Annotated in this window: 18 protein-coding genes and 1 tRNA gene; 8 read left to right on the top strand and 11 right to left on the bottom strand. The window is 66.4% G+C overall.

What is annotated here, in order from left to right; genetic code table 11:
* Positions 1–4: 4 nt before the first annotated feature.
* Complete coding sequence (locus ABD810_RS05440; RefSeq protein ID WP_344934939.1) at positions 5–1,579, top strand: hypothetical protein; 1,575 nt, start codon at positions 5–7, stop codon at positions 1,577–1,579.
* Complete coding sequence (locus tag ABD810_RS05435; protein ID WP_344934937.1) at positions 1,576–2,253, top strand: hypothetical protein; 678 nt, start codon at positions 1,576–1,578, stop codon at positions 2,251–2,253. The genes ABD810_RS05440 and ABD810_RS05435 overlap by 4 nt, the downstream gene beginning before the upstream one ends.
* A 35-nt stretch (positions 2,254–2,288) precedes the next feature.
* On the opposite strand, the gene ABD810_RS05430 is transcribed toward ABD810_RS05435, so the two are convergent.
* A complete protein-coding gene (locus ABD810_RS05430) occupies positions 2,289–2,858 on the bottom strand; it encodes a MarR family winged helix-turn-helix transcriptional regulator (protein WP_344934934.1) in 570 nt (189 codons plus the stop codon).
* 114 nt (positions 2,859–2,972) lie between these two features.
* Between ABD810_RS05430 and ABD810_RS05425 the strand changes: the two genes are divergently transcribed.
* Positions 2,973–4,676 carry an LLM class flavin-dependent oxidoreductase gene (locus ABD810_RS05425; protein WP_344934931.1) on the top strand — a complete coding sequence of 568 codons (1,704 nt, stop codon included), beginning with the start codon at positions 2,973–2,975 and terminating at the stop codon, positions 4,674–4,676.
* Positions 4,677–4,827: 151 nt separating this feature from the next.
* Here ABD810_RS05425 and ABD810_RS05420 read toward each other — a convergent pair whose 3' ends face one another.
* The 5 genes from ABD810_RS05420 to ABD810_RS05400 form a co-directional block, all read right to left on the bottom strand.
* A complete protein-coding gene (locus tag ABD810_RS05420; RefSeq protein ID WP_344934929.1) occupies positions 4,828–5,181 on the bottom strand; it encodes a VOC family protein in 354 nt (117 codons plus the stop codon).
* A gap of 344 nt (positions 5,182–5,525) precedes the next feature.
* Complete coding sequence (locus ABD810_RS05415) at positions 5,526–6,431, bottom strand: hypothetical protein (protein ID WP_344934927.1); 906 nt, start codon at positions 6,429–6,431, stop codon at positions 5,526–5,528.
* Between the two features lie 186 nt (positions 6,432–6,617).
* Positions 6,618–7,028 carry a DUF6461 domain-containing protein gene (locus ABD810_RS05410; RefSeq protein ID WP_344934925.1) on the bottom strand — a complete coding sequence of 137 codons (411 nt, stop codon included), beginning with the start codon at positions 7,026–7,028 and terminating at the stop codon, positions 6,618–6,620.
* Between the two features lie 31 nt (positions 7,029–7,059).
* Positions 7,060–7,422 (bottom strand): VOC family protein, encoded by a 363-nt coding sequence (locus tag ABD810_RS05405; RefSeq protein WP_344934923.1) that lies wholly within the window; start codon positions 7,420–7,422, stop codon positions 7,060–7,062.
* A 73-nt stretch (positions 7,423–7,495) separates the two neighbouring features.
* Positions 7,496–8,482, bottom strand: coding sequence for a sigma-70 family RNA polymerase sigma factor (locus ABD810_RS05400; protein WP_344934921.1), 987 nt, complete (start codon positions 8,480–8,482; stop codon positions 7,496–7,498).
* A gap of 124 nt (positions 8,483–8,606) precedes the next feature.
* On the opposite strand from ABD810_RS05400, the gene ABD810_RS05395 reads away from it, so the two are divergent.
* Positions 8,607–9,230, top strand: a complete 624-nt coding sequence (locus ABD810_RS05395; protein ID WP_344934919.1) for a maleylpyruvate isomerase family mycothiol-dependent enzyme — start codon at positions 8,607–8,609, stop codon at positions 9,228–9,230.
* A 447-nt stretch (positions 9,231–9,677) separates the two neighbouring features.
* Positions 9,678–9,806, top strand: coding sequence for a hypothetical protein (locus ABD810_RS40950; RefSeq protein ID WP_425566853.1), 129 nt, complete (start codon positions 9,678–9,680; stop codon positions 9,804–9,806).
* 1,729 nt (positions 9,807–11,535) lie between these two features.
* Here ABD810_RS40950 and ABD810_RS05385 read toward each other — a convergent pair.
* Together ABD810_RS05385 and ABD810_RS05380 are read right to left on the bottom strand one after the other, a co-directional pair.
* Positions 11,536–11,913, bottom strand: a complete 378-nt coding sequence (locus ABD810_RS05385) for a signal peptidase I (protein ID WP_344934917.1) — start codon at positions 11,911–11,913, stop codon at positions 11,536–11,538.
* A gap of 431 nt (positions 11,914–12,344) precedes the next feature.
* A tRNA-Tyr gene (locus ABD810_RS05380) sits at positions 12,345–12,426 on the bottom strand.
* A 142-nt stretch (positions 12,427–12,568) separates the two neighbouring features.
* Between ABD810_RS05380 and ABD810_RS05375 the strand changes: the two genes are divergently transcribed.
* Positions 12,569–13,060, top strand: a complete 492-nt coding sequence (locus ABD810_RS05375; RefSeq protein WP_344934915.1) for a YajQ family cyclic di-GMP-binding protein — start codon at positions 12,569–12,571, stop codon at positions 13,058–13,060.
* Positions 13,061–13,245: 185 nt separating this feature from the next.
* On the opposite strand, the gene ABD810_RS05370 is transcribed toward ABD810_RS05375, so the two are convergent.
* The gene (locus tag ABD810_RS05370; protein WP_344934913.1) at positions 13,246–13,632 is read right to left on the bottom strand and encodes a hypothetical protein; all 387 of its coding nucleotides are present in this window, start codon (positions 13,630–13,632) and stop codon (positions 13,246–13,248) included.
* Positions 13,629–13,907, bottom strand: coding sequence for a hypothetical protein (locus ABD810_RS05365; protein ID WP_344934911.1), 279 nt, complete (start codon positions 13,905–13,907; stop codon positions 13,629–13,631). The genes ABD810_RS05370 and ABD810_RS05365 overlap by 4 nt, the downstream gene beginning before the upstream one ends.
* A 386-nt stretch (positions 13,908–14,293) precedes the next feature.
* Between ABD810_RS05365 and ABD810_RS05360 the strand changes: the two genes are divergently transcribed.
* Complete coding sequence (locus ABD810_RS05360; protein ID WP_344934908.1) at positions 14,294–15,151, top strand: TolB-like translocation protein; 858 nt, start codon at positions 14,294–14,296, stop codon at positions 15,149–15,151.
* Between the two features lie 97 nt (positions 15,152–15,248).
* Positions 15,249–15,824 carry a pyridoxamine 5'-phosphate oxidase family protein gene (locus ABD810_RS05355; RefSeq protein ID WP_344934906.1) on the top strand — a complete coding sequence of 192 codons (576 nt, stop codon included), beginning with the start codon at positions 15,249–15,251 and terminating at the stop codon, positions 15,822–15,824.
* 62 nt (positions 15,825–15,886) lie between these two features.
* Here ABD810_RS05355 and htpX read toward each other — a convergent pair whose 3' ends face one another.
* Positions 15,887–16,741 (bottom strand): zinc metalloprotease HtpX, encoded by an 855-nt coding sequence (gene htpX / locus ABD810_RS05350; RefSeq protein ID WP_344934904.1) that lies wholly within the window; start codon positions 16,739–16,741, stop codon positions 15,887–15,889.
* Positions 16,742–16,819 lie beyond the last annotated feature (78 nt).

The following is a 16,819-nucleotide window of genomic DNA, read 5'->3' as shown; positions in this document are numbered from 1 at the left end:
TGGTGTGGCGAGCCCAAGGCCTTTTCCCGCCGTCCTTTTCTATGAGGATCTCGCGCTGCGCGAGCTGTACATGAAGGCGTTGAGCAGGACCCTGAAGGCTTCCGAGATCCGCGACGGCTTCGACAACGTCGGGGTGAAGCCGCTGCACATCAGGATGGAGATGCTCCGGGACGCCGCGGACATCTTCGCCGTCGTCCCCGAGTACGAGGCCTACCTCGCCGCCCGCCAGCGGGTCAGGGTGAGGCTGGACGTGTTCATCGACGACCTCCGCGCCACCCTTCGGGAGGACCAGCTCAGGGGTCCGCTGGCCGGGGTGGGATACACCGTCACGGTGGCCGGGCTCGTGGCGGCCACGCTCAGCATGATCATCGATTGGGGTGTCCCCTGGATCGTCGGAGTCCCAATGGTGCTGGTGGGGGGCTTGGCCTTGTTCGCATCGTGGGCGAGCACCCGGCCGATGGCGTTCGCCTTCCTCGACCGTCTGCACGGGCTGATCCAACCGCTGGCGAACGGTCCATGGCGTGCCCGTACCGCTCGCGTCATGCTCATCGCCGCCCTGGAGAAGGACGAACTCGCGGCCCAGATACGGCAGCGCATCAACGCGCTACGGTGGAACCGTTTCGACCACGACTTCCGCGTGGCGGCCAGCCCAGGGCTCAGCGAGGCGTTCGACAGTGCTTACCATGTGCCGACCATGGTCGCCCGCGAGCTCGACGGCCTGCTCGGCCGCCTGTCCGGTGCGAGCATCGGCATCGCCGGGCCACGCGGCTCGGGCAAGTCGACCCTCATCCGCCGCTACTGCGAGGAACACGCCGAGGTGGCGGACCAGGGCGATCTGAGGTGTCAGGTTTCCGCCCCGGTGGAGTACGCCCCGCGCGATTTCGTCCTGCACCTGTTCGCCACGTTCTGCCGCCACTCGCTGCGCTACTTCGCCACCGTCGGCAGGCCACGCTTCGGACCCCGCCTCGCTCGTACGGTGCTGGCGTACTGGCTGGTGGCGTGGGCGATCGTTGAGTGGCCTGAGCAGGTCCTGTCGATCCTGACGAACCTGTCCTCCCTTCTGGCACCACTCCTGGAGCCGCTCTTCGAGGTGGCGGCACGAGAGATCCCAGAAGGACTCGCCGACGAACTGTTGGGGTCGGCCGAGGCCGTCGCCCGGCTTCTGTCCATCCTGGTCATCGGAGCGGGCATCATCCACGTGCTTGTCAGGGCACACCGTCACGGCAGGGCACGGCGGAGCGGTCCGCCAGCCCGGTTGGTCGCACAGGCGCGCGGTCATCTCGTACAGATCCGTTACCTGCAGACATTCACGTCGGGCTGGTCGGGCACGGTGAAGCTGCCTGCCTGGGTGGAAGGCCAGGCTTCACGCGGCCACTCGCGCGCCGAGCAGCCGCTCAGCTACCCGGAGATCGTGTCGGCGTTCCGCGCCCACGCTCAGGACGTGGCCGCGCACCTCCAGCCCCGGCACAGCGTCTACATCGGCATCGACGAGCTCGACAAGCTGGGATCGGGCGCCGACGCCGAGCGTTTCCTCAACGAGATCAAAGGCATCTTCGGGCTCCCTACACCTATTTCATGATCTCCGTCTCCGACGACGCGATGAACGCCTTCGAACGCCGAGGGCTGCCGTTCCGCGACGCGTTCGACAGCTCCTTCGACGAGATCATCCGGGTCGGTCCTCTTGCCTACGACGAGTCGCTCCGGTTGCTGAACCGCCGGGTCGTGGGCCTGACCGAGCCGTTCGTCGCGTTCTGTCACTGCCTGTCCGGCGGCCTGTCGCGCGACCTGATCCGAGCGGCGCGCAGCGTGATCCGCACGGGCCTCGCGCTGCCGGATGGCACGGCAGCACTCGAGTCGATCTGTGCTGAGGTGATCCAGGAGGAACTGCGCAGCAAGGCGCGCGCCATCGTGGAGTCGGCGCGTGAGCACCCCACGGCGATGGAGGTGCTCGACCTGCTGCATGGCCTCGCTCATCGCGACGTGATGCGCCCGACGCAGGAGGTGCTGAAATCGATGCTGAGCCGGCCTTTGGGTGGGCCTGCGCTGGAGTTCGCCACCTATGCCTACTTCTGCGCCACACTCGGGGAGGTCTTCACCGACGGCTTGACCGCCGATCGCGTGCGCAGCAGCCCCATCTTCGATGATCTGGCCGCCGCCCGGCACGCCTTCGCGCTGGATACGCGGCTCGCCTGGCGGTTGATCTCTTCGATACGGCAGGGCTGGGCCCTGAGCGTATTGGAAGCACCTGACTGAGCACGCCTACGGTGGCACTGTGCGGATGCCGGTGGTCAATCGCGGGGGCGCGTCGCGGTGTGGGCCGAGGGATCCTGCGGCGCGATGTCGGTGACGATCTGGCAGGTGTCGGTGACCGGGTCCAGGCTCTGGGCGCGAGCGGCCAGCCGTCGCAGCAGTTCCCGGAACACCGCGCGATCGGCGGGGTCCAGCGCGGCCAGGATGTGCTCCTCGGCATGATCGAGCCTGACCTGCGTCGCCTGCCAGGTCGTACGGCCGCGCTCGGTGGCGACGATGCGCTTGTTACGCCGGTCGGCAGGGTCGGGGCGGCGCTGGACCAGCCCCGCGTTCTCGAGATCGTCGACAAGGTAGGTCATGACCGCCTTGTCGATGCCGAGCCGCTGGGCCAGGGCGCCCTGAGCGCCCGGCGGCTGCTGGGTGGCGGCGGCCAGCACCTGGTAGCCCCGCGGGCCACCCGGCAGATCGTGGAAGAGGACGTCGGCGGACCGGACGTACGCCCGGAAGACCACCCCGAGGGTCCAGCCCAGGTCGGCGCCGAGGGCGTCCGGCGGCTCCGGTCCACTCGCCGGCGTCGGCGCGTGCACAGCGGGCGGGGGCTCTTGCATGACGCCAGCATAGCAACTAGGCGGTGTTCCAGATCTTTTGGTTGACAACCATTCTGTGTAGCATATTATCTACTGTGCACCAATACTTCTGAGATTGAGACGGCGGGACGTGACATGGCCGACTACGGGCATGAGCTGCTGTTCGGAACGTTCATCACCCCACAGGCGGACCAGGCCGACCGGGTCGTCGCCCTCGCCCGGCTCACCGAGCAGGTCGGGCTTGATCTGGTCACCGTCCAAGACCATCCCTACCAGGCCCGGTTCCTGGACACCTGGACCCTGCTGTCGGTCATCGCGGCCGGCACCACGACCCTGCGGGTCTCACCGAACGTGGCCAACCTCCCGCTGCGGCCGCCGGCCGTACTGGCCCGCAGCGTCGCCACACTCGACATCCTCAGCGGCGGGCGGGTCGAACTCGGCCTCGGCGCCGGAGCGTTCTGGGACGGCGTCGCCGCGATGGGCGGACGGCGGCTCGACCCGGCGCAGGGCGTCGAAGCCCTGGAGGAGGGCATCCGGATCATCCGGTCGATATGGTCCACCGACGGCGGGGCGGTCCGGGTGGACGGCACGCACTACCGCGTGTGGGGGGCTCACCCCGGGCCCGTGCCGGCCCACGATGTCGGCATCTGGGTCGGGTCGTACAAGAAGCGGATGCTCGCGCTGACCGGACGGCTCGCCGACGGGTGGCTGCCCAGCAGCCCGTACGCCGCCCCGGACGCGCTGCCCGCGATGAACGCGAGGATCGACGAAGCCGCGGTGGAGGCCGGACGCCGTCCGGCCGACGTGCGGCGGCTGTACAACATCTCCGGCTCGTTCACGAACCACGGGACCGGCTTCCTCAACGGGCCGGCGCACATGTGGGCCGAGCAACTCGCCGAGCTCACCCTGACGCAGGGCATGAGCGGCTACATCGTGATGGGCGACGACCCGGACATGATCCGCCGCTTCGCGTCAGAGGTCGCTCCGGCCGTACAGGAGCTGGTGGCGAACGAGCGGGCCCTGCGCACCGACCGGCCGTCGCCGGCCGAACGAGCCGGACGGACGAGCGAACCGCCGCCCACCGAACAAGCCGGACGGACGAGCGAACCGCCGCCCACCGAACAAGCCGGGCCCACGAACCGGCCGTCGCCGAGCGGCACAGATGGTGACCGCGAGCGAGCCTCGCTGACCACCGCCTCACCGGCCTCGGGAACGCCCACCCCGCCTGCCGTCCCCACATCGGCGTTCTCGGTCGTGCCGACTCCCGACGACGGCACCCGGCTCAGCGATGTAGCGGTGTGGGACGAGACGACCCGCCCGACCGGTCCGGCGCCCGACCCGAATCGCCGCTACACCGCGCATGAGCAGGCCTCGGGCCGGCACCTCATCGAGGTGCACGATCATCTCCGGGAGGAGCTGGACAACGTCCGCCGGCTCGTCGAGCAGGTCGCGGCCGGAACGATGGACCCAGGGACCGCGCGATCCCACATCAACGAGATGACCATGCGGCAGAACAACTGGACGCTCGGCGTCTACTGCCAGTCGTACTGCCGGGTCGTCACCACCCACCACACCATCGAGGACGTCAGCTTCTTCCCGCACCTCCGCCAAGCCATGCCCGAGCTCGTGCCGGTCGTCGACCGCCTGGAGCAGGAACATCACACCATCCACGACGTTCTCGAACGCGTCGACCAGGCGCTGGTCGCCCTGGTGACCGAGCCGGACGGGATGAAGTCCGTCCGCGCCGCCGTCGACCTGCTCACCGACACGCTGCTGTCCCACCTGTCGTACGAGGAACGAGAACTGATCGAACCACTCGCCCGACTCGGTCTCTCCTGAATCCGCGGCCGCACGTCGCGGCCAGGGCTCAGCCGCACAGCCGGGAACGCTACACGACAACGGCGACCTGCCACAGATCGAACAAACTCCTCAGCCCGGCACTCGGCCATGGTGGGTACGGCTTGGGACCGTTAGCGTGGCACAACAGCGCTCAGTGGTCGAGGTTGTACGCCACTGGATGCCGTGGTTGGTAGAGCGACAGGTGGGACCCGCTCGGTAGCTTGATCGAGGCCAGCGACCCCCAGCCCGCGTTTGTGACCGGGGAGACCTCGACTCCCTTTGCGCTCAGCGTTACCAGCGTGGTCTCGATGTCGTCACACATCAAGTACAACTCGTGTTGGGTCTGTCCATCGGTGGGATGCACAGCGACCTCGGCCGGCGGCAGCTTGAAGATCAGCCAGCCATCACCGGCATCGACATGGGCGAACCCGAGCACGTCGCGGATGAACGTCCGGTCGGCCTCCGCATCCCGACTATAAACGATCACATGCGCGCCGTTGATCATGCGTCCTCCAGTCTCAGGTTGATCATGCTTCCTGCAGTTCCGACCAGAGTGTCAGATACAGCCCTAGGACGCCGCACCGTGGTAGCCATCGTCGAGCTCGACGAAGGACCGTGGCTACACGCTCAGATCATCGGACCGAACCGTAGGCGGTCGCCTCCGGGTATGCGCATGATCCCTGACTTCGAGCAGCCCGAAGACGGCGAGGGCGTACCCGTGTACTCATCTTCCGGCCCTCACCCTTCAGGTGACGCTCCGCGGGTGAAGGCTCTCCGAAGCCGTCTGGGAACCTTCGCGTCGGGCTGCCCGGCTGCTTGCTGTTGGGCTTGAGGCAGCCGGCCGATCGCTCAGAACAGCCAGTCGAGCACCCCGCCGCCCTGGGACTTCGTCGGGCTGGGAGCAGGCTTGGGCGCCTGCGTGGTTGGCGCGGGTGTGGGGGACGGCTTGGGGTTGTCCTCGGTTGGCTGGTCCTCCGGCTGCGGGCGGCTGCTGGACCTCGGCGACGACGGCTTGGGCGAGTGGACGCGGGTGCGCGTCGGTGTCGGCCGGGACGTGGGCTGGCGGGTCTGTCGTACCTGGGATGTCGTCGGCGTGGGCGTCTCGCTGGGTGACGTCGTCTCCTCCGGGCCGGCGGTGGACTCGGCGGCCGGGTCGGTGAGGCTGGGGCCGACGGTCGGGCTGTCGGTCAGCGCGGGGTCCTGCTGCTCGACCGAGGCGCAGTTGCCGGGGGTCGAGCACGCCGCCTCCGGACTGGAGCCGACCGAGGACGACACGATCCAGCCGCCCGCGACCGCGAGCACGACGATCGCCACCAGGGCGAGGATGAGCTGCTTGTTCTTGTTGCCCTTCTCCTCCTCCAGATCGCCGGTCCAGCCCGGACCGAGGAAGCCGCGGCCCCCTTCCCCATCGGGGTCGTGCTCCCCGTCAGGGTCCCAGTTCTCGTCGTCGGACCGCTCGTAGCCGTCGGACCGCTCGTCGTCGTGGGACACCTCGTAGCCTTCGGGGCGGTAGAGATGCTCGTAGCCTTCGAGGCTTTCGGACTGTTCGGGGTCCTCGGCCCGCTCCTGGTCCGCCCAGACGAGGTCGGACGAGTCGTCGCTCCCGGCACGAGCGGGTTCGTCTCCGGGCGTCCAACCGTCGGACAGCACGTCGCCGCGCGGGCGCTCCGGTTCGCTCTTCCACTCGATACCTAAAGGATCGATCTGCTGGAGAGGATCCTCTTCGTGGGAACTCGGGGGGCCGTCGCGGTCCATGCCGAACCTCTCTGCTCTAAATCGTGGCGCGCAACTTCAGCAGTTCCGAAAGCACCTTGTCCGGAAACTCCACATACTTTCCCAGCATTCGCAATCCTCCCACAGGTCACCCCTGTCACGCCGGAGACAGCGCATCTACATTCCGACCCGGTGCGCCACCCTTTCCGCCTGGTCGGACGATGACACTCAGCGCCGGGGCGCGACGTCCGCGACGAACCGCGGGCTGCCGATGTGCTGCGAGGTCAGCCGCACGCCGGTGACGCGTTCGGCGAGTGCCAGGCCGGCGAGGATGGAGTCGCCCTCGTACTCCTCGCCGTCCGTCGGCATGCCGAGAGCATGCAGGTGGGGTAGCAGCTCGGCCACGTCGGTCTCCGGGTAGTCGGGCTCGAAGGTCTCGACGACCCGGCCGTCGACGGCGTAGACGAAGCTCTGGTCAAGGTTGACGTTGACGAACACGGCGGCGAGCACCGTGCCCTCCGACAGCCGGGACGCGTTCTCGTCCTGCGCCGGATGGCGCGCCGGGAGTCGGGGTCCAGGGTGGCCGAGCGCCGCGAGAAGGCCCTTCAGCGAATGGGGTAAGGCAAGCGACGAGGGCACGGTGGCCGTATCAAGCCGTCGATCCAACGCTTTACCGGAGGAGCTGGGTCAGGTTGACCATGTTTCCGTCAGGGTCGTGGATGTGGGCCACTCGTTGTCCCCATGGCATATCGTTCGATGGGCCGAGCAGGCGTCCGCCGGCCGCCTCCACCCGGTCCAGCAACCCGTCGACATCGTCGACGTCCACACTCAGCAGGATCCGCTGGGCTGCGGACAGATCCGTCGCCGCCTCGTTGACCAGTCCGAGCTCCGAGTCGCCCACCTTCAGGCCGACGAAGAAGACGGGTCCATCGCCGGGGAAGCGGCGCACTTCCACCGCCCCGAGCAGGCGCTCGTAGAATGTTTGCAGCCGGGCCACGTCGGGCGTGGTGATGATGGCCTGGACAGTCGTCATGTCCGCTCCTCCGGTTCGCATTTCGAGCAGCTGTCCACAGTGATACGCCGTGGCGTCACGAAACTCATCGGCGTCACAGCAGCGTTTCGAGCGGCTGGGAGACCACCGGAGGGCCGAACAGCCGGATCAGCCGGTCGGCGTCGAGGTATGTGGTGATGCCGCTGACCAGACCCTCGAACACATCGAGGATGATCAGCCCGAAGGGCGCGTAGCCACCGTCGGGTCCGGGCCGCATCTGCCAGAACGCCGGCGAGCCGTTCGCCGCGGTCGGGACGAGGCGTGCGCCCGCGCAGGACGCCTCCGGGTCCAGCAGCGCCAGCCTGATCTGGTCACGGCCACGAAGCCACCAGGTGAAGGGAGGCATCGACATCGTGGCGTCCTCGTGGATCAGTGCCACGAGCGCGGCGACATCGTGACGCTCGAACGCGCCGCAGTAACGAGTGAGCAGCTCGCGCTGAGTGGGGTCGGACGGCCGGAACGGCTCGCCAGGCATGACGTCGACCGTTTTCAGCGTCGACCTCGCCCGCTGCAACGCGCTGTTCACCGATGCGGTGGTGGTCTCCAGGAGATGTGCGACCTCCTCGGCCTTCCAGGCCAGCACATCGCGCAGGATCAGCACAGCCCTCTGCCGCGGCGGCAGGTGCTGCAGCGCGGCGACGAACGCCAGGCGAATCGTTTCGCGCTGCACGGCCAGCCCTTCCGGATCGCTGCCCATCGGCAGCACAAGGGCGTCCGGAATAGGGTGGATCAAGATCTGCTCCGACGCCGGCTCGCCGATGCCCGACCCGGCCTCCACCGCCCGGCTGAGATCCATGGCGAGGGCGCGGCGCTGTGAGCTGCGCAGCATGTCGAGGCAGATGTTGGTGGCGATGCTGTAGAGCCACGTTCGTAACGACGCCCGCTGCTCGTCGTAGCGATCGAACGACCGCCAGGCACGCAGCAGCGTCTCCTGCACCGCGTCTTCGGCGTCGAAGCCGGAGCCGAGCATCCGGTAGCAGTAACCGGTCAGTTCAGACCGAAACGGCTCCAGCCGGGAGCCTTCGTCGGTCGAGGTATCCACCACCCCTCGACCATATGCACCGTCACCGACAGTACGGCGCCGACCGATGACTTTCCGGCGCCGCGCTCGTACCCATACAGAGAGCGCGCGACTGACCTGTGCGCTGAACCACAGGAGGCAAGTAATGAATGAAGATGATGTTCGGGCCGCGGTGGTCGCGGAACGCGGCGAACAGGCAGACCTGCTCGCCAGCCTTCGGCCAGAACAGTGGGACGCGCCCACGTTGTGTGACAACTGGAGGGTCCGCGAGGTGGTCGCCCACACCACGATGCCCTTCCGGACCTCGCTCGGCCGGACCTTGCTCGAACTGGCGAAGGCTCGCGGAAACTTCAATCGCATGGCCGATCAGTGCGCGCGCCGCGACGCCGCCAAGTTGTCACCCGAGAAGCTGCTCGCGTCGCTGCGGGACAACGTCGCACACCCATGGGCACCTCCCGGTGGAGGCGTCCACGGAGCCCTCTCGCACGACGTCATCCACGGACTCGACATCACGGTGGGTGCGGGGCTGAACCGTCAGGTTCCGCCCGAGCGGGTCGCCATGGTGCTGACCGGCATGCGGCCCAAGAACATCGCGTTCTTCGGCACCGACCTTGCGGGGGTCTCGTTGCAGGCGACCGACCTCGACTGGAGCCACGGCACAGGAACACCCCTCAGGGGCCTCGCACAGGACCTGCTCCTCGTCCTCTGCGGCCGACGCCTGCCACCAGGCCGACTCGAGGGCGAAGCCGCGCCGCGGTTCTCCCAATAGCCGCGCACAGCGTGAAGGTGCTCCTGCGGGTCTACGCCAAGTGCATCTCGGGTCAGGACGCCACAGCCAGAAAGCTGATCAGCGAGGCCCTGCGACTGCCCCAAGAGGCCGACTGACGCCGACGCGCATCAGATCGCGCGCGTAAGCCGGCTCAGTGATCTCCAGCTCGGTGGTGCGGGGGCCGGCTCACCGTCGTCATCAGGAGTTGTCCTCGATCCAGCGGTCGAGCTCCGACCGCGGCAGCCCACCAGCCCAGCCCCGTCATCGCGGCGAGCGGGGATCAGAGGCCACAGCACGAACACCGCGCCCTCGACCACGGCACCGGTCAGGAGTAGCAGGCAGGAGGCCCGGACACTGGCCTTCTCCCCCGCCCAAGTCGCCTCACCGCTGGCGCGCCGGCCGTACGACCTTCGGCACGCGGCCGTCTCACTCTGGCTGAACGCAGGCGTGCCGACTCCCGACGTGGCAGAGCGGGCCGGGCACAACGTTGACGTCCTGCTCCGCGTGTACGCCAAGTGCGTCGACGGACAGCGGGAGATCGCCAACCGCAGGATCGATAACGCCCTGGCGGCGTGACGCGCAAGAGGTACAGGCAAACCGCGAGGTGACTCTCCAGCGTGCTTGCCAACACGTGACCGACGGTTTCCCATCTTCAGCGACACAACTACCGAAGATCTCTTTTCGGCATAAAGCCACTATAAGTCAGCGTGTCACCGTACTTCCGACAACAGTAGGGGTATCCCCCATTGTGCTGATCCGCTACTTCACGAAGGATAGGCGATGAAAAAATATACACGTCTAGGCATCACAGCTGTTTCAATAGCGTTTCTCTCGATTGCAGCGCCATCCGCCGCTCGCGCTGAGTCCGATGACGACAAGCAATCCGAGCAAAAGGCATCCGTGCAGCCAGCGGGTGATCTTGCCGACAACACCACTGACGCAGCAGACATGGATGAACAGGCACCGGCCGTAGACCCGGAACCTGCCCCGGAGCCAGCCGACTTCGACCCGGGGCCACCCGCCCCCGCCCCAGCCGACTTCGACCCGGGGCCACCCGACCCCGCCCCAGCCGACTTCGACCCGGGGCCACCCGCCACCGCCCTGGGGCCACCCGCTGCGTCCGTCGACATCCCGACAGGGATCGGCGACGTGTGGGGAGGCACGGAGCGGCCTGAAGTCCCCCCGGTCGCCGTCAGCGTCCCGATCGCCGACATTTGGGGAGGCCCGGAATCTATGGACTTCATCTCCGAGTCCGTGCCACTCGACGACTACGACGAGTTGGATGACGAGGATCTGTTCGAGGACTACTACGAGCCCTCAAACCCACTCGACGCCGTACCGTAAATAGTCGATGGACAATAGGTGATCGCCAATCGGAGAAATCAATGATGCCCTAGCGGCATGAAGCTCGCACTCCCATACCTGTCGGAGTTGGGCATCGGAGGGTTACGATCACGCCCATGTCAGACACAACGGTTAGTGAGTACGCGTACACATACGCATCACGTCCGGCCCCTGAGGGCGAGTGCATCTGGTACCGGTCACACGAAGGGTCCTATGACCTGATCCGCACGGGCAAGGAAGGCAAGCGTCGGTATCACATCTTCGATGCCCAGAGTGGCGAGCACTTGGAGCAGTTCACGAGTTGGGATGCCGGCCATCAATGGATCGCGGAGCGTCTGAGGTCCGCGTGAAGACTGCACAAGACGAGGGGTCCTGGCAGAGGCTGGGACCCTTCGGCGTTCACGGCCTACGATCGCAGGACTGCGGTTTCATCCCGCAGCCATCCCGTACATGAGCCCTGACCTGGGAAGACGCACCAAGATCCATCCCGCGTATATCCCTGAGCGGCTACAACAGGGGGGCCTACGCTGCATGTCCCCGAAAACCCCGGAGGGCCTCTGAACTGGGGTTTCTGCTGGTGGCAGGTCCAGGGTTCGAACCTGGGTAGGCTGAGCCGACGGTTTACAGGGCGTTACCGTTCCAGCTCAAACAAGTGCGCTGGACTGCGGCTGAGCCATATATGCGGCTCGCCCCGCAGAGGTGCGTTCCGGAAATATTCCGGATTTTGAAGCGACCCTCGTCCGAGGTCCTCCTCTCGGCCTAGCGGCCGGCAGGGCCATGCTTCAAACCTTGAACCCCCAGACCTGCGGATTAAAAAGACGATTCGATCAAGCTTTGGGGCCTCGACCGGCGCGCGTGCTGTCCGTGGACGGTTCGCGGACATCCGTCGTTGCCCGCCCTCTTGGCTGTACTTGTGATTATCCGGCATGCCACCGCTAGCCAATTCGCTCTGCCCGGACAACTACTCACAGGCCGCATCGGGAACCGCATAACCCGCAATCGACGGCCACCGGACAGTAAGCACGACTGACTCCTCTTCGGCGAACCAGGAGTGATCGACGCCACGCCCCCACACCACGTAATCACCCTGCCTCGCCAGAAGCACGCTACGGCCAGGCAGTTCAACACGAAAACGACCGCTGATCAATATGAGGAGCGCGGTACGCTTCTCGCCGGTGACCCATTGCGCACGCTGATCACCGCGAGGATACACGTACCACTTGACCTCGACATCCTCACTATGCGTCACGTCACCCGCTGACTTGAAATGCCCAAGCAACCAGCCACGATCAGCGACCGAATCCACATGAGCGTTCCCAACATAGACGTTCTCTTTCACGAACCTGGACGCTAGCACTGACCCTCTCGACGAGATGGAATAACGGCCTCCGGCGGGGCCTGGGCTTCGGGATGATCATCGGATCAGGGCGAGGCCCGCAGTTGGCTGAGGTGGAAGCCTGTTCGTCCCGCCTGCCATCGCCCCAGAACAAACCGAGCAGACCAGGGCCAGGGGTCAAGGTCGTTCGTCCGGTAGAGGCGCTCCACCTTGACCCCCTGACCCGGCCCGCTCCCCTGACGGGTGGGACGACGGCAGACAGGACGATCAGGCAGGCGGAACTGTGCGCGTTCACGCGAGATACAGGGCTTGGTCACGTGCCACCCGCGTGCCGGATCCCACGGGATACAGCGGGGAAGGACGGTCACTCAGGGGCACGAAAAGAAGAGGCCCTGACCGGCATCTCTGCTGGTCAGGGCCTCTTTACGCTGGTGTGGCAGGTGCAAGGTTCGAACTTGCGTAGGCTGAGCCGACGGTTTTACAGACCGCTCCCTTTGGCCACTCGGGCAACCTGCCGTGTCATCCGCTCTCGCAGCGACAGGAAGAAGAATAGCGGACTTCCGACGTGGCTGTGACACCGGTTTGTCCGTGCCCTGATCCCCACGCCACCCGCCTCGGGTCGCTAGGGTCGGAGGGACGAGAGAGGACACCTATACCGATGGCCGACAGCAGTTTCGACGTGGTGAGCAAGATCGACCGACAGGAGGTCGACAACGCACTGAACCAGACGGTCAAGGAAGTCGGGCATCGCTTCGACTTCAAGGGCACAGGCGCGGGCATCGCTTGGTCGGGTCAGAACAACATCGAGATCAAGGCCAACAGCGAGGAACGCGCGAACGCCGTCCTGGACGTGTTCAAGGAAAAGATCATCAAGCGGGGCCTGTCCCTGAAGGTGCTGGACGCGGGCGAACCCAAGCTGTCCGGCAAGGAGTACCACCTGGTCATCGGCCTCAAGGAGGGCATCGACCAGGAGAACGCCAAGAAGATCTCGAAGATCATCCGGGACGAGGGTCCTAAGGGGATCAAGGCGCAGATCCAGGGGGAAGAGCTCCGGGTCAGCTCCAAGAAGAAGGACGAGCTCCAGGACGTCATCGCCTTGCTCAAGGGCAAGGATCTCGACATCGCCCTGCAGTTCACGAACTACCGTTGATCAGCTGCTTCCCAAGACATTGATCTGGTGGTTCATCAGGTCGAAGTCTGCCGAGGGCACATCCGGGGCACACGGCCGAGCGCGCCGTCCACCAGGGCAAGCGTTCCCCTGTGCCTCGGGCCCCGCTCCCCTGCGGACGTGCAAGCGTGACCATGGCCGGCAACGGGAGCGCTCGGGGGCGGGTGCTAAGGGATGGGGTCGATCATTATGCGGGGGTCCAGGAGGGTTAGTTGGTCGCCTCGGTCGGTGAGGATGGGCCAGTGGGTGTTGCGTGCGCACCAGACCACGTGGCCGGCGACGACGTCGTTGGCGCCGTCCAGGAGTTCGCCGATGTCGGGGGCCTTGCCTGCTGTGAGGTCGTCGATGGTGACCCCCGGGCCCATGATCAGGTCGAACAGCTCCGCCTGCGTGTCGAGCGGTGCGATGGAGTACACGGCGGCCAGCGCGGTCGACGGCACACACAGGCCGCCTCCCCGGTAGAGACACATCGCCACGACGTGGCGTGAGTAGCGCGTCTTGGCGACGGCGATGTCCACAAGAGCACTGACATCGAGGACACGTCCCGGGATCATGACACCCGGGTCCGGGTCATGGGCGGGCGGATGGCCTGTGTCCACTCTTCGTCGGTCAAGGGTGGTACGTCGAGCGCGGCGGCCGCCGCTTCGAGGTCTTCGCGGTCCAGGCTCCAGCGCGACATGAGAGTGATCGCCGCCTGCCGGGCTTCGATGTGCCGTTGTACGGCACTGCGAATGATGTCTTCGACCCGGCGTCCTTCGAGATGCGCTTGGCGTACCAGGGCCTCGGTCTGGACGTCGTTCAGTCTGATGGTGAAGGAGGAGTGCCCCATACCGTGACGGTAGACGCCACGCGCTCGTCAGGCACCCCCTTCACCGCAGTCCGTGTGGCACCACCGTGTAGGTCGTCGCCGAATTGTGACTGAACATTTCATGCGTTCATGGCATCTATTGGGGGGACGAAAGGATCGCGCCATGAAGCAAGCGCGCAGAATCGCCCTCCTCGCGGTGGCTACAGCCGTTACGGCCAACGCGCTAGCCGTCCCAGTGGAGGCGCAAACGGGAGCCGCCTCCACTACGAAGGCCACAAAAGCCACCAACACCAAGAAGATCGCCAACGGTACGAAAGCCGCTCAAGGCACAAAGCGCATTAACCGCTAAATCCGGAAAAGCCGTGCGTTATGCCTCCTTGGACAGGTGTGCCAAGGGTGATACGCCCGTGCCTTGTGGTGTCTGGGAGCTGACGCTGCGCAGCGGGAAGATCGTGAAGTTCCCCGACGCCACCGTCTTCCCAAGAACCGCCAGTGGCAAGGTCGACAAGGAGAGCAGCGCCCCGTTCGCCATCAGCGGGGATGGCACGCAGATCGTGTACTTCCGCAAGTCCGACCGCAAGCTGGTCCGCAAGGACGTGATCAGCGGCAAGGTTCGCAGCCTTCCGGGCGGTACCTCGAAGGTCCCGAAGGGCCTCGGCATGTTGGATCTGGAGATCACCCTCTCCTCCGACGGCGACGTGGTGGTCATCGACTATCTGGACAGCGGCGACAAGAAGCCCACGCTCGCCGTCGACCTGAGAGGCGGGCAGGTCGGGAAACTTCCCGGAGCCGACACCGTCCAGGGCTTCAGCCCTGATGGCCGGCGGATCCTCCTGTCCCGGTTCACCGGTGACAACACGACGGAGTTCGCGGTCTACGACACCGACGGCGAGGAGGCGGAGCGCCGCGAGGTCCCGCAGGTGGTGTCGAACAATTCGCCGGTCGCGCTCGCGGACGACGGGGTGACCGTGGGGGTCGTGATCAAACCCTCTTCCGGCAAGCCGCGCCTGCGGCAGTACGACCTGTCGACGGACGCGGTCTCCCCGGCCGTCGACCTCCCGATTCGCTCCGACAACATGGCGTACCAGATCTTCTGGGATGAGTCCGGCAAGCTCACGCTCTGGCATCTCACGGTGAGGGGCGAGGGTGGCGGGATCGTCCGGGCCACGGCCAGCACGGTGAACCCGTCGACCGGCGACCTGAAGAAGATCGACTCCTTCAAGGTCCGGACCGACCCCTGGATCTGGTGGCTCCCCGGCGAGTGATCGACAGGCCCTCCGGTCCTTCTCCACCCCTCGATCTTGCGGCTGGCCAGCGACACACCCTCCGGTAAAGTCCCAAAGAGCGGGGCTAGGAGGGGAAATGGGCAAAGTCCATGAAACGCTGAACGACCGGCTGCGTGAGTTCATCTCCAAGCAGCCGGTCTACTTCGTGGCGACGGCTCCTGAGCACGGCGGGCACGTCAACATGTCTCCCAAGGGCTATCCCGACACGTTCGCCATCGTGGACGACACCACGGTCGCCTACCTCGATCTCGACGGCAGCGGTGTGGAGACCATCGCCCACATCCGCGACAACGGCCGCGTCACCATCATGTTCGCCGCGTTCCAGGGCCCGCCGAACATCGTCCGCCTGTACGGCCGCGGCCGGGTCGTCACCCCGCACGACGAGGACTTCGACGAGCTGATCAAGCTCTTCGGCCCGCACCCAGGCGTCCGGTCCGTCATCGTCGTCGAGTGCGACCGCATCTCCGACTCGTGCGGGTACTCGGTCCCGTTCATGACCTTCGACAAGGACCGCCCGCTGCTCGACCAGTGGGCGCAGCGCAAGGACGTCCAGCAGAAGCGCGCCTACCGCGCCAAGCACAACAGGGAGAGCATCGACGGCCTGCCCGGGCTGACCACCGACGAGACCGATCCCGTGACCCGCCACTCCTGAGTACACCGGGTACGCATCCTGTCCGACGGTCCGGCGCCGAGAGGAGCCCGCACCGTGGTGGATCAGCGGCGGTAGCCGGCCATGCGTTCGAGGCGAGCGACCCGGGCGGCGGTGGAGGGATGGGTCGAGAACAACCGCCCGACCCCCGCGCCGCGAAACGGGTTGGCGATCATCAGATGGGACGCCGAGGTCAGGCGGCTCTCCTCGGGAAGCGGCAGCCTGCGCGTGCCCAGCTCGATCTTGCGCAGCGCCGAGGCGAGCCCCAGCGGGTCACCGGTCAGCATGGCGCCCGACTCGTCGGCCTGGAACTCCCGGGACCGGGAGATCGCCATCTGGATCATCCCGGCGGCCACCGGGCCGAGGATCATCATCAGCAGCGCCCCGATGTAGCCGGGCCCATCGTCGTCGTCGGCCGAGCCGCCGAAGAAGACCGCGATGTAGCTGCAGTACGTGATGATCGTGGCGAGCGCCGCCGCGATCGAGGAGATCAGGATGTCGCGGTTGTAGACGTGCGACAGCTCGTGGGCGACCACGCCCCTGAGCTCGCGCTCGCTCAGCGCCTGCAGGACGCCGTAGGTGACACAGATGGACGCCCTGCGCGGGTTGCGCCCGGTGGCGAAGGCGTTCGGCTGCATGGTCGGCGAGATGTACAGCCTCGGCATGGGCTGCCGCGCGTCGGTGGAGAGCTCCCGCACGATGCGGTAGAGCGCGGGCTGCTCCACCTCGCTGACCGGTCGCGCCCGCATGGCGGACAGGGCGATGCGGTCGGAGAAGAAGTAGGAGACCCCGTTGATCAACAGAGCGATGAGGACGGCGAGCTGCACACCACGACCGCCTCCGAGCCACGCTCCCACGGTGAGGATCAGGGCGGACATGACGCCCAGAAGGGCGGCGGTACGCAGGCCGTTGTTGTGCACCCTTCCCCCTCTCGGATGTTGCGCTCTTTCCTGGCAACGTACGCGGCCTGCCCGAACGTTCCCGCACCTGGTCAGAAG

Origin of the sequence: Sphaerisporangium flaviroseum (genome assembly GCF_039537005.1) — a bacterium.
Lineage (GTDB): Bacteria > Actinomycetota > Actinomycetes > Streptosporangiales > Streptosporangiaceae > Sphaerisporangium > Sphaerisporangium flaviroseum.
This window is presented reverse-complemented; position numbering and strand designations above follow the sequence as displayed.

Bases quoted from the DNA above. Each gene is read 5' to 3' on its own strand.
- ABD810_RS05435 (WP_344934937.1), top strand. From the start codon at position 1,576: ATGATCTCCGTCTCCGACGACGCGATGAACGCCTTCGAACGCCGAGGG.
- ABD810_RS05430 (WP_344934934.1), bottom strand. From the start codon at position 2,858: ATGCAAGAGCCCCCGCCCGCTGTGCACGCGCCGACGCCGGCGAGTGGA.
- ABD810_RS05425 (WP_344934931.1), top strand. From the start codon at position 2,973: ATGGCCGACTACGGGCATGAGCTGCTGTTCGGAACGTTCATCACCCCA.
- ABD810_RS05420 (WP_344934929.1), bottom strand. From the start codon at position 5,181: ATGATCAACGGCGCGCATGTGATCGTTTATAGTCGGGATGCGGAGGCC.
- ABD810_RS05415 (WP_344934927.1), bottom strand. From the start codon at position 6,431: ATGGACCGCGACGGCCCCCCGAGTTCCCACGAAGAGGATCCTCTCCAG.
- ABD810_RS05405 (WP_344934923.1), bottom strand. From the start codon at position 7,422: ATGACGACTGTCCAGGCCATCATCACCACGCCCGACGTGGCCCGGCTG.
- ABD810_RS05395 (WP_344934919.1), top strand. From the start codon at position 8,607: ATGAATGAAGATGATGTTCGGGCCGCGGTGGTCGCGGAACGCGGCGAA.
- ABD810_RS05375 (WP_344934915.1), top strand. From the start codon at position 12,569: ATGGCCGACAGCAGTTTCGACGTGGTGAGCAAGATCGACCGACAGGAG.
- ABD810_RS05370 (WP_344934913.1), bottom strand. From the start codon at position 13,632: ATGATCCCGGGACGTGTCCTCGATGTCAGTGCTCTTGTGGACATCGCC.
- ABD810_RS05365 (WP_344934911.1), bottom strand. From the start codon at position 13,907: ATGGGGCACTCCTCCTTCACCATCAGACTGAACGACGTCCAGACCGAG.
- ABD810_RS05355 (WP_344934906.1), top strand. From the start codon at position 15,249: ATGGGCAAAGTCCATGAAACGCTGAACGACCGGCTGCGTGAGTTCATC.